The organism is Anaeromicropila herbilytica (assembly GCF_016591975.1).
Taxonomy (GTDB): Bacteria; Bacillota; Clostridia; order Lachnospirales; family Lachnospiraceae; genus Anaeromicropila; species Anaeromicropila herbilytica.
In genome coordinates, this window is record NZ_AP024169.1 from 3,265,689 (window position 1) to 3,277,761 (window position 12,073).

At 32.3% G+C, this 12,073-nt stretch carries 12 protein-coding genes; all 12 read right to left on the reverse strand.

Annotated features, from left to right (window positions below; translation table 11 throughout):
- Positions 1-23: 23 nt before the first annotated feature.
- The 12 genes from bsdtb5_RS14130 to fliR all read right to left on the reverse strand — a co-directional run bounded on the left by bsdtb5_RS14130 (position 24) and on the right by fliR (position 12,040).
- On the reverse strand, positions 24-287 hold the full coding sequence (locus bsdtb5_RS14130) for a hypothetical protein (protein ID WP_271712621.1): 264 nt from the start codon (positions 285-287) through the stop codon (positions 24-26).
- A 16-nt stretch (positions 288-303) separates the two neighbouring features.
- Complete coding sequence (locus bsdtb5_RS14135; RefSeq protein ID WP_271712622.1) at positions 304-789, reverse strand: chemotaxis protein CheD; 486 nt, start codon at positions 787-789, stop codon at positions 304-306.
- 13 nt (positions 790-802) lie between these two features.
- Positions 803-1,420, reverse strand: coding sequence for a chemotaxis protein CheC (locus bsdtb5_RS14140; RefSeq protein ID WP_271712623.1), 618 nt, complete (start codon positions 1,418-1,420; stop codon positions 803-805).
- 15 nt (positions 1,421-1,435) lie between these two features.
- Positions 1,436-1,894, reverse strand: coding sequence for a chemotaxis protein CheW (locus bsdtb5_RS14145; RefSeq protein WP_271712624.1), 459 nt, complete (start codon positions 1,892-1,894; stop codon positions 1,436-1,438).
- Positions 1,895-1,907: 13 nt separating this feature from the next.
- Positions 1,908-4,004, reverse strand: a complete 2,097-nt coding sequence (locus tag bsdtb5_RS14150; RefSeq protein ID WP_271712625.1) for a chemotaxis protein CheA — start codon at positions 4,002-4,004, stop codon at positions 1,908-1,910.
- 1 nt (position 4,005) lies between these two features.
- A complete protein-coding gene (gene cheB, locus bsdtb5_RS14155; RefSeq protein WP_271712626.1) occupies positions 4,006-5,124 on the reverse strand; it encodes a chemotaxis-specific protein-glutamate methyltransferase CheB in 1,119 nt (372 codons plus the stop codon).
- Positions 5,125-5,880: a flagellar brake protein gene (locus bsdtb5_RS14160; RefSeq protein ID WP_271712627.1), complete on the reverse strand. Its 756-nt coding sequence runs from the start codon at positions 5,878-5,880 to the stop codon at positions 5,125-5,127. It lies immediately after the preceding gene.
- A gap of 13 nt (positions 5,881-5,893) precedes the next feature.
- Positions 5,894-6,775: a MinD/ParA family protein gene (locus bsdtb5_RS14165; protein ID WP_271712628.1), complete on the reverse strand. Its 882-nt coding sequence runs from the start codon at positions 6,773-6,775 to the stop codon at positions 5,894-5,896.
- Positions 6,775-8,028 carry a flagellar biosynthesis protein FlhF gene (gene flhF / locus bsdtb5_RS14170; RefSeq protein WP_271712629.1) on the reverse strand — a complete coding sequence of 418 codons (1,254 nt, stop codon included), beginning with the start codon at positions 8,026-8,028 and terminating at the stop codon, positions 6,775-6,777. The genes bsdtb5_RS14165 and flhF overlap by 1 nt, the downstream gene beginning before the upstream one ends.
- Entirely contained in the window at positions 8,028-10,025 is a 1,998-nt protein-coding gene (flhA, locus tag bsdtb5_RS14175) for a flagellar biosynthesis protein FlhA (protein WP_408628628.1), read from the reverse strand. The genes flhF and flhA overlap by 1 nt, the downstream gene beginning before the upstream one ends.
- A gap of 49 nt (positions 10,026-10,074) precedes the next feature.
- On the reverse strand, positions 10,075-11,175 hold the full coding sequence (flhB, locus tag bsdtb5_RS14180) for a flagellar biosynthesis protein FlhB (RefSeq protein ID WP_271712631.1): 1,101 nt from the start codon (positions 11,173-11,175) through the stop codon (positions 10,075-10,077).
- Positions 11,176-11,272: 97 nt separating this feature from the next.
- On the reverse strand, positions 11,273-12,040 hold the full coding sequence (gene fliR / locus bsdtb5_RS14185) for a flagellar biosynthetic protein FliR (RefSeq protein ID WP_271712632.1): 768 nt from the start codon (positions 12,038-12,040) through the stop codon (positions 11,273-11,275).
- Positions 12,041-12,073 lie beyond the last annotated feature (33 nt).

A 12,073-nucleotide genomic window follows, 5' to 3' on the forward strand; every position in this document is an offset into this window, starting at 1 on the left:
TGAATTATTTTATAGTCTTCCTGTTATTGATTTTGTTCTGATTCATCTTCATTTGTTTGATCATCCTCAGCTTCAAATTGGAAATCATTATCGTCATCATTATTTTTGGGTTCAAATGTCTTTATAATTATTTTCTTAACGATAACTCCGGCAATATAAAATAGGATTAATACTACTAATAATAACTCTAACGAATATAAGAAATCAAATTTATTAATTATACTCATTATGCCTACAACTGCACCCGCAACCAACATTACAAGGGCTGGAATATATCTAGTCTGCACCTTATCAACCTCATCATTAAATTATTTTCACTTCTTTACCAACGGATTTTATTAAAAGTTGTCCTGTTTCAGAATAGAACTCTATTGTTCTACCATAATTAAGTCCAGTATCTTCTGCTAAAATTCGTATTCCTAACTCTTTTAACTTTAATTTGCTAGCTTCAATATTACGTTCACCAATTCTAAGCATATCATTATTGGAACTAAATGCGAACATTTGAGCTCCCCCAGCAATCTTAGATACTAGCCTATTACGTTTTGCACCCAAGGCTACCATTTTATTTATTAATGCATCGATTCCTGTGTCAGCAAATTTTGCGATATTCTCATTCTTTTTTATCTTTGTGCTGTCTGGCAGCATAACATGAACCATTCCACTTACCTTAGTAGTTGGATCATATAATGCAATTCCTACACATGAACCTAAACCTAAAGTAGTTAGAGCATTTGGACATTCACATACGTTAAGGTCTGCCATACCCACTTTTATCATTTCACTCATCTATATACACACCCTACATTCCTATGGATGAAAGAATCTTATTATACGATTCCAAACTTGGAATTAAAATGAAGTATCCATTCACCTCGGTTTCATCTTCACCAAACTGTGATTGTATTAACAATGCTTTATCTCCTATTTTGCCAAACTCAATTGCTGGTACACTAAGGATTGCACCCGCCATATCAATTGACATATAAGGAATTGATGCTGTTATTCGAAGATTTGTTAAAGAAGATAGTGAAGATAAATAAGCGCCTGCGATGATGTTCCCAATCTCATTCAGTGCTGATAAATCCATTTCTGTGAAATCTTCAAAATTATCTAATTCTTTTCCTAGTAAAACATTAACAAGGTGATGTGCAGATGACTGTTCTAACATAAACATCATCATTCCATCAATATCTCCTTCTAATGTTAATAATATTCCTACTACTAAACTTTCTGCTCCACCAACTATTTCTGATATATCTTTAAATTCTAATAATTCCACCTTCGGGACATTCATGTCAATCTTCGTATTTATGAGTTGGGACAATGCTGTTGTAGCATTGCCCGCTCCTATGTTGCCAATCTCTCTTAATACATCGAAATGCATGTTATCCAGCTGGTCTAAATTAATACTAGACATCGATATCACACCTTTCTACACGATTTCCTTCTCAATAATTACACCTGCTATATTAAGAAGTGAAATTAAACCATCTCCATGCTTACCAATACCACTTAGATATGCATTTTTTTCATCTTTTGAATTATAAGTAACTTTTTCTACACTTGTATCTTCAAGTGTTACCACTTCTTTTACTTCATCAACTAATATTCCTATTGCAGATTGTGGCTCTAATTTGATTATGATAATTCTAGTTGCATTCGTTATTTCATCTGCATCTAAACCAAATTTAAGACGTATACTCATTACAGGAATGATTTCTCCACGAAGATTAATTACTCCTTTAAAATAAGATTGCGCTTTTGGGACTCTCGTCACTCTTTGCATTCTAACGATATTATCAACGTATTGAATATCAATACCATATTGTTCATTTCCGATTTTTACAACAATATATTGTTTAGATTCCACTAAAGTACTATTTTCTTCCATGAATAATCCCCCCTTACACTAAAGTATTTACATCAAGAATTAATGCAACTTCACCATCACCAAGAATTGTAGCACCACCAATAATTTTATTATTGTTAATGTACTTACCAAGTGATTTAATAACGATTTCTTGCTGTCCGATTAGGTTATCTACTACTAGACCAGCCATTTTTTCACCTTTTTTAACGATAACAACAGTAAGGCTTTCTGGCTTTATCTCTCTTTCTTCTACATCGAGAACTTGATCTAATCGAATTAGTGGAATTACGCTACCTCTTAAATTGATTACTTCTCTTGTTTGAACATATTTTATTTCTGAATAGCTAACATCCTCTATTGTTTGAATACTTCCTAAAGGAATTGCATATTTTTCATTACCTAATTCAACCATTAAGGCTTGTATAATTGCTAGAGTCAATGGTAAACGAATGATGAAGTTACTTCCTTCACCTAAAGTAGTCTTACATTCAATATCTCCACCTAATGCTTCGATTTTTGTTTTAACTACATCAAGACCTACACCTCTACCAGATACATCTGAAATAACTTCAGCAGTTGAGAAACTTGGTTTGAATAATAAATCAATTACATCTTTATCAGTCATTGTTTCTGCTTGCTCTTGTGTTATTGTACCCTTTGAAATTGCTTTATTTCTAACTTTTTCAACATTAATACCAGCACCATCATCACGCACTTCAATAACAACATTATTACCATCTTGGTATGCATCTAAGAAGATAGATCCAACTTCTGGTTTGCCAGCTTTAATTCTTTCTTCATTACTTTCAAGACCATGATCCGCTGCATTTCTTAATAAATGCATTAATGGATCTCCAATTTCATCGATAACAGTTCTATCTAACTCTGTTTCTTCACCTGTCATATATAATTCCATTTTTTTATTTAATTTCTTCGTTAAATCACGAATCATTCTAGGGAATCTATTTACAACACTTTCAATTGGAACCATTCGAACTTTCATAACAGATTCATGTAAGTTCGTTGTTACTCTTTCTAAGTATTCAATTTGTTCATTAAATCCACTATCTGCTCTGCTATTGTTCTCAGTTGAAGAAATAGATACTAGCCCATTCTTTGCAATGATTAGCTCACTTACAAGATTCATTAGAACATCTAGCTTTTCAATATCTACTCTTACAGAACGATTAACAACAGGTTTACTAGTTTGTTTATTTGCTTGTTTTTGTTGTTTATCAGCAGATTCTTTACTTTGAGTAGCTGTAGCAGCTTGCTTTGAAGTACTTTGTTTTCCTTCATTAGCAACGGATTCTTCTTCACTTTTCATTTCATCCGAAACTTCAATTTCGTCTATATAAACTTCTTTAACTTCTGATACATTTTCGATTACTTCTTTTACCTTTTGCATTTTTTCTTCTGTTAATAAAATAACGCTAAAGTCATAATCAAATTTTTCATCTTCGATATCTTGAACCTCTGGAAAAGATTTAATAACATCACCAAGTTCTTCTAGTGCTTTAAAAACCAAAAATGATCTAGCTGCTTTAAGAATACAAGATTCCATTATATAAACAGTAATACCATAAGCATGTTCACCAATACTTTTTGCTTTTTGAATTGCATGCTTTTCATGTTCCGCAATCTTTAATGATTTAAATTTAGTTAGTTCCTCTTGACTCTTTGAAGTTTCCGTAGCAACTACTTGCTTGGCTTCTTGTTGTTCTTTATTATCAGCCACTTTACCAAGTCCAACATTAAGAATATTATTTAAACTATTAATGATATCTTCGTTGTCATTAGTACCTTCGTCTGCTGATTCAAGAATATTACTAAGATAAGATTCAAGAGCATCTAATCCTTTAAATAATACATCTACCAAATTAGCAGTAACTGACATTTTACCATTACGAATCTCTGAGAATACATTTTCCATATCATGTGTAAGACGTTGCATTCTTTTATATCCCATGGTTCCTGCCATTCCTTTTAGCGAATGTGCAGCACGAAAGATTTCATTAATTGTTTCCGTATTATCAGGTTCTCTTTCTAAAACTAATAATTGCTCATTTAAACTTTGTAAATGTTCTTTAGTCTCGTCGATAAATATCTCCAAATATTGACTTACATCCATGTTATCGCACCCCCACGTTTTTTGTAATAGCTTCTTGTACTTTCGTTAGAGGTTGTACCTCATCTACCAATCCCGCTTCCTTTACTACCTTTGGCATTCCATATACCGTACAGGTTGGTTCATCTTGAGCTATTACATATATGTTCTTTTTTTCTTCTAGTTGCTTGATTCCTTTTGTGCCGTCACCACCCATTCCTGTTAAAATAACACACGTTATTTCATCATAATCGGTATCTAACAGTGACTCATACATAATATCAGCACATGGTTTTAAACCATTTCTTGGTGCTTCCAATGTTACTAAGAGTTGATATTCGCTACTTGATAGCTTTTTCACCCTCATTTGATATCCACCTTTTGCAATGTATACCCAACCTTTTTTTATAATTTCCCCATGCTCAGCTTCCTTAACATTAATCTTACTTATCTCATTTAGCCTCGTAGCCAGAGAATTTGTAAATCCCTCTGGCATATGTTGAACGATTAATACTGGAGCATCAAGATTTGCTGGCAGATATGGAACTACACTTTGTAAGGCTTTTGGCCCACCCGTTGAGCATGCTAAGGCTACAATTTTTTTCGTGCTAGCATTTGCTACACTTTTTACAAATTTCTTTTTCAATGTTATTTCGTTCCTAGTAATTAGATTCTCTTTTGTTGTATTTGTGTTAATATTTACTATACTAGTATTCTTCGTTATAAGAGCTTTATTTACAGTATTTGTTGCTACTGTAAGGCTAAGAAGTATCTTCTCACTAAATGATTCGCTTTTAGCATCAATAAAGCTACATGGTTTTGTAACAAAATCAAATGCACCAAGCTCCAAAGCTCTGATTGTTTCTATTGCACCTTCTTTCGCAACTGTACTTACAACGATTACTTTAGCTTTAATGCGATGTTTTTGTAATTGCTCTAGTAATTCGTGACCATTCATCTTTGGCATATTAATATCCATTATTACAGCATCATATTTACCATAATCTTTTACAAGGAAATTCAATGCTTCTAAACCATTCGTGGCTACATCTTCAACTACAAATCTATCGTCTGAATTAATTATATCAGATAAGAGCCTTCTCATAAGTGCAGAGTCATCAATTACTAAAATATTTTTTTTCATTTAACTCATTCCTTTTTCTTTTTGAATTTTTTTTCGCTCTTCATCAAAAATATACCTTACAATAGCATCTCTTGAGTCTTTTTTTAAGTCTATGAATTCTATTCTAGTTTCATATTTATACGGCATATTTTCTACTCGAAATCCTTCAATTACCTTTGCCTTACTCTCAACATACTCAGGCTCAAAATTAACATTTATGCAATATTTTATTTTGAGTATATCATCTTTCTTAAATTCGATATCTGAGTTTATTCTAGCTCCACCACCACTTAAATCAATGATATTTCCTTTTGTCCAATTTGTTCCATATGCAGCTAACTTGTCTTGACATTCTATGCGAGCTTCCATAGAGGTAAATTCATCCTTCTCTAATTGATTAATGTACTCTTCCTCTTCTTCCTCTAACAGTTTTAAGTCCAATTCAATCACACAAGGTAGTCTATAGTATTCTCTTCTTTGTAATTTTTCTAATTTCGTTTCTAATGTTATCTCTAGTACAAATAGATTCTCTTTTCGATATCTTTCCTCTATTAATCCAATGGTAGTGTATAATACATTCTTAGAATATATCCATAAGCGAAATTTTTTTCCTACTTCTAAAGGTATTACACGGCCACCTTTCATTGGCATAGATATTTTTATATGTTTATCATCAACAATATCAAGAATTTTACTCTTGTAATCTTCTGATGTTTCTTTCCTACTAATATCAATCAAATCAATTTTGTCGCCTACTGCAATCAATTCACTTGCCATTCTATCACCTCAACTATCTATTCAACTTTGTTGACATTAGTTTTGAAAACAGCTCACTAATTCCTCTTTTGTGATTCACTTTAATTTCTCCCTTATCTAACAATTGATTTGCAATATTACACATACCTTTAGCTGCAGATGTATTTGGAAAAAGTAGTGAAACTGGTGCTTGCTTCATTACAGCTTTCGTAACATTCATATCATAGAGAACTGGTCCTAAAAATTCAATGTTCAAATTTAGAAAACGATTTACTACCACACTTAATTTTTGATATAATTCTATTCCCTCTTTTTCTGAAAGTACTCTATTTGCAATCACTTTAATAATAGTTTCACTCTGAATGAATTCTTCTCTTTTATCTAATGTCTTCAATAATGCGTAAGCATCCGTTATAGATGTAGGTTCTGGAGTTGTTACAAGGAGAACTTCGCTACTTGCTGTTATAAATTCTAATACACTATCTGATATTCCAGCGCCAGTATCTACAATAATAATATCTGCAATATCATCTAATTCACTCATTTTTTCTGTTAATTGTATAATCTGATTTCTATCAAGATTACTAAGTTCTTTTACACCAGAACCACCGGATATAAAGCCTAAACCAAATGGTCCTGTTGTAATTATTTCTTTAATACTTTTATTTTTATATAATAAATCCGCTAAATTATATTGAGGTCTTATCCCTAGCATTACTTCGACATTTGCCAAACCAAAGTCTGCATCAAGAATAATGACTCTTTTTCCTGCTTTTGAAAGTTGAATACCTAGATTGACTGACATGTTTGACTTACCAACCCCACCCTTGCCGCTTGTGACGGTAATAACTCTTGCAGTTGGTTTTGGTTGGCTCTGACTTTTTACTAATCTTCTAAGTTGCTCTGCTTGATCCATCAGTCATTACCTCCTAATAACTGCTTTGCAATGTTTTGTGCGTCTATTTTTCCAATATCATCTGGCACATTTTGTCCCCAAGTAGCATAGGATAATGATGCATTTGTTGCCATCTTTATATTCAAAATATTTCCGATACAACTAGTTTCATCAAGTTTTGTAAATATAAGATTAAAATCATTTACTTCAGAATAAGATGCCATAATCTTTAATAAATCTTTATATTTTGTAGTAGCACTTAATACTAAATATATTTCTTTGTTCTCTTCTTCGACTGTATCTAGTAAAGTCAATAAGTCATTTCTCTGTTCCACATTCTTGTGTGACCTTCCAGCAGTGTCAACTAATATTACATCATAATCTGCAAATTCTTCCTTTGCTTCAAGCATTTCATCAGCAGTATAGATTACTTTAATTGGCACGGATAAGATATTTGCGTAGATTCTTAATTGTTCAACTGCTGCTATACGATACGTATCTGATGTAAGAAGCGCAACCTTTGCATTTTCATTCATTTTTAAAGTAGACGCTATTTTTGCAATTGTAGTTGTTTTACCAACCCCAGTAGGACCAATAAAGAACACAAAGTTAGGCTTTTTACCTTCTAATGCAATTTCATTTGCTTGTCCAAGTTTTAACACTAATTTTTGGTAAACACTTGATAGTACCTGATCTACCGATAGAGCATTTGAAACTGAACCCTCAACTTCATTTATAATTTGATTAGCATATTCCTCATCTACTTCATTCTGAACTAATTGTTTAAAAACAAGTTCTAAATATTCATTTCTAACTTCTTCTTTTTTTGCATTCTCTTGCTGAGTAATTTCTTTTTCTTTCATCTGCTGTTCCAATAACTCTTGCAGATTATTAAGTTTTTCTTCAATGGCAGTTTCTTTATCATTAAAATAACTTTCACCATTTTGAAATCCATAATTAAATTGTTTTTTTTCTTTTTCGAAAATAGTATTATCTTTTAAATTCTTTTCTGAAAATAAATCATTTGTTTTAGGCATACTATTCATTTGTATCGATGAATAACTGTTTACACTTGCAAATGAAGTATTATTTTTAATTGGCAAAGAATCATCTACTGCCGCTGTTATCTCTACTGAAGGTTTTTTAAATAGTCGCGCTAAGCCTTTAGGAGCAATTGTTTTGATATTCATAACAATTGCATCCTTACCCAAATCATCTTTGGCTAACATTATAGCATCCTTCTCAGTAGTTGCCTGAAATTTTTTAATAATCACTATACAGTCACCATCCCAACTGATTGTAATTCTACATTAGAGTCTATTTCATTATAAGATATAACAATTAACTCTTTAAAATATTCACCAACTAATTTTTTAAAATACATACGAACAATTGGTGATGTAATAATAATTGGATTTCTACCTAGATTCTCTAGTTTTCCAACTTCCTCTTCCACTGATTTAATGATCTTTTGTGTTGTATCTGGATCAATTGTTAAATATGCGCCCTGTTCTGTCTGTTTTACAGAATTCATAATCTCTTGTTCTATTTTAGGATCTAGAGTAACAACACTATTCGTTTCATTCGGTGGAAAATATTTATTTGAAATAGCTCGCTTAAGGCTCTGTCTAGTATATTCTGTAAGTACATCTGTATCTCTAGTATTTGCAGCATAGTCGGCTAAAGTTTCAAAAATTGTAATTAAGTCCCTTATTGAGATTCCTTCGCTTAATAAATTTTGTAATACTTTTTGTATTTCACCAACATTAAGTAATTTCGGAACAAGTTCTGTAACAAGTGTTTGATTTGCTTCTTGAATATTGTTGATAAGATTCTGTACATCCTGTCTTGTAAGAAGTTCAGCAATGTGACTGCGAATTACTTCTGTTAAATGTGTTGCAATAATAGAAGGTGGATCAACAACTGTATAACCAAAAGATTCTGCTCTTTCTCTTTGACTTTCAGTAATCCATAATGCTGGTAAGTGGAAGGAAGGTTCAAAGGTAGGAATACCTGTAACCTCTTCTTCTACATATCCTGGATTCATCGCCATATAGTGATCAAATAATACTTCTCCTTCACTAACTACGATACCTTTTATTTTAATAACATACTGATTTGGATTTAACTGAATGTTATCTCTTAAACGGATCATAGGTACAACACAACCTAATTCGAGTGCTACCTGTCTTCGTATCATTACAACACGATCTAGTAAATCTCCACCTTGATTTACATCCGCTAGAGGAATAATACCATAACCAAATTCAAGTTCGATTGGGTCAACTTGTAAAAGAGTCGAAACATTCTCTGGCTTTCTTATCTCATCAGCAGATACTTCGTCTTCGTTAACTTCACTCTCAATACTTTTCACATCAAGCTTATTAGCAATCATTCTTGCAGTTAATATAAATGCCAGACCGTATGAAATAAATACTATCTTATCAAGTGGTGTAGTAATTGCTAAGAAGATTAAGCTTCCACCTACCATATATAAAACTTTAGGAATTGAAAACAATTGTTGTACTAATACATCACCAATATCTGATTCTTTTGATGCTTTTGTTACTAATATACCTGTAGCAAGTGATATAAGTAAGGAAGGAATTTGGCTAACTAAACCATCACCAATCGATAGAATTGTAAAACGATTCAATGCATCTGCAGGCGTCATGCCCATGCGAAGTACTCCCATCGCCATACCACCAACGAAGTTAACAAATACAATAATAAGGCCCGCCATGGCATCCCCTTTAACGTACTTTGTAGCACCATCCATGGCTCCAAAGAAATTGGATTCCGCTTGAATCTTTTCTCTTCTCTCTCTTGCTTCCGCATCTGTAATGGCACCAGTATTAAGATCGGCATCAATAGCCATCTGTTTACCTGGCATTGCATCAAGTGTAAATCTTGCTGTTACTTCTGAAACCCTTTCAGAACCCTTATTAATTACCATAAATTGAACAATAACCAATATCATAAATACGATAATACCAATAATTAAATCTCCACCACCAACAAAGTTACCAAAAGTTTCAACAACATTTCCTGGCTCCCCAGAAGTTAAGATTAATTTTGTTGATGAAACATTTAGCGATATACGAAAAATTGTCGTAAATAGCAATATTGTAGGGAAACTAGACATATTGAGTACTTCTAAAGAGAACAACGCATTAAATAATATAACCATTGCAAGTGCAATATTTAGCGCTAACAAAATGTCCAATAAAAAAGAAGGCATTGGTACAATCAAGAAAATGATAGCGGCCATAAGATATATACCTAACGCTAAATCAGTCTTTTTCAAATACTCCTACCCCCTAACTTAAATTATTTTTCAAACCATATACATATGCTAATACTTCTGCTACCATTTGGTAAAGTTCCGCTGGAATCTCAGCTCCAATATCAACATTATAGTATAACATTCTGGCAAGAGGTTTATTTTCAACAATTTCTATCTTGTTATCTCTTGCCACTTCTTTAATTTTTTCAGCTATAAAATCCGCTCCTTTTGCTATTACAATCGGTGCTTCTGACGAATCCTTATCATATTTTAAAGCAACAGCCAGATGAGTAGGATTGGTAATAACGACGTCAGCTTGTGGAAGGTCTTGCATCATTCTTCTCCTTGACACTTCTCTCATCTTCTGTTTAATCTGACCTTTGATGTGAGGATCTCCCTCTGAATTCTTATATTCATCCTTTATCTCTTGCTTCGTCATCTTCATATCTGTCTTAAATTTTCTTTTCTGATAAAAAAGATCTGCAAATCCAATGATTAAATAGATAGAACTAATCTTAATCCCTAGTTCAATTGCTGTATTACCGATATAAGCAATTGCTTGATACAATGATAATTCATAAAACTGAGTTATCATTCCCCATTCCTTTTTAAGTGTATCATATGCTATATAAGATATTACTCCTATTTTTAAAACTGATTTAAATAGCTCCATTATTTTATCTTTCGATAAAATTTTACTAAAACCTTTGATTGGATTTAGTTTATTAAATTTTGGCTTTAAAGGTTTCGTTGTAACTTGCCATTTAAACTGCATAACATTTGATAAAAATGCAACTACAAACGCAGCTGCAAATATAGGAATTAGAATTAAAATGATCAGCTTAGTAACATTAACTAATAATCCATGAACTACTATCGTATTAAAATCACTCGTTGCATACTCTGTAATTTTATTATAAGTTACACGAAATGTATCTATAAACTTATTTCCGATTGTTCCAACATAAAGCTTTAATGTATAAAAAAGCCCAAATAAAGAAGTTGCCATAACAAGTTCTTGGCTTTTTGCTACCTGACCTTCTGACCTTGCATCTTTTAATTTTTTGCCTGTCGCGTCTTCAGTTTTTTCACCACCAGGGCCTTCTTTCGCAAAAAATTGCAAGTTATATAACATATTTTCTCCCATCTACATGCCATTCTATTACTTGACCGTAAATTATCTTCTATCTACTATCGCTATCTATACTATCAATTAAAGCAATTTATCTATATTAACTCATTGCTTTAATTGCCATTTCCATCATTTTCTGCATCTCATCAAAAATAAATTCAGTTACAGATGGTAATAATCCAACAATTAATAGTAAAATAAATAATCCAACAAAAACTTTAAGTTGCAATCCTACCACAAACATATTTAACTGAGGTGCAACCTTTGCTAAAATTGCTAGAACTACATTAACTAATAATGTGGCTGCAAAAACAGGAAGTACGATTCGAAAACCTATTACAAAGAAATCCACTACAAACCGAACCATAATAACATACATATTAGCACTTATTTTTGCACCACCTATTGGTATTGCCTTATATACATCAACAATTGCCTGTATTAAAAAATGATGTAGATTTGTGACTAGTAGCATCAAAGTGACTAAATATGAATAAAAGTTACCCGTTATTGTAGTAGTATTTTTACTTACAGGATCTAAAATCTGAACCATTGAGAAACCAATTTCCATATCAATGATTTCACCTGCAAATAAGACAATCGTAGAGCAAATATTAGCCACAAAACCGATTATCAATCCAACAATAGCTTCTTTTATTAAAAGGGAAGCATAACCGATGTCCCCTACATACTGTAGCGGAGTATAAACAATAACCTGTGACAATACTATCGTAATAAACAAAGATAGACCAGCTTTCACTCGAATAGGCACATCACTTAGATTAAAGATTGGCGCTGTAAAAATAAATGTTGAAATTCTCACAAGTATTAATATTATAAATTCAAGATTCTCTATAGTAAAATGCATACTTGCTCCCATCTTGTTCTTTAACTAGCTCTC

Coding starts and splice junctions, on each gene's coding strand:
- bsdtb5_RS14140 (WP_271712623.1), bottom strand. CDS start 1,420: ATGTCTAGTATTAATTTAGACCAGCTGGATAACATGCATTTCGATGTA.
- bsdtb5_RS14135 (WP_271712622.1), bottom strand. CDS start 789: ATGAGTGAAATGATAAAAGTGGGTATGGCAGACCTTAACGTATGTGAA.
- bsdtb5_RS14150 (WP_271712625.1), bottom strand. CDS start 4,004: ATGGATGTAAGTCAATATTTGGAGATATTTATCGACGAGACTAAAGAA.
- cheB (WP_271712626.1), bottom strand. CDS start 5,124: ATGAAAAAAAATATTTTAGTAATTGATGACTCTGCACTTATGAGAAGG.
- fliR (WP_271712632.1), bottom strand. CDS start 12,040: ATGCATTTTACTATAGAGAATCTTGAATTTATAATATTAATACTTGTG.
- bsdtb5_RS14165 (WP_271712628.1), bottom strand. CDS start 6,775: ATGGATCAAGCAGAGCAACTTAGAAGATTAGTAAAAAGTCAGAGCCAA.
- flhA (WP_408628628.1), bottom strand. CDS start 10,025: ATGGCCGCTATCATTTTCTTGATTGTACCAATGCCTTCTTTTTTATTG.
- bsdtb5_RS14160 (WP_271712627.1), bottom strand. CDS start 5,880: ATGGCAAGTGAATTGATTGCAGTAGGCGACAAAATTGATTTGATTGAT.
- bsdtb5_RS14145 (WP_271712624.1), bottom strand. CDS start 1,894: ATGGAAGAAAATAGTACTTTAGTGGAATCTAAACAATATATTGTTGTA.
- flhB (WP_271712631.1), bottom strand. CDS start 11,175: ATGTTATATAACTTGCAATTTTTTGCGAAAGAAGGCCCTGGTGGTGAA.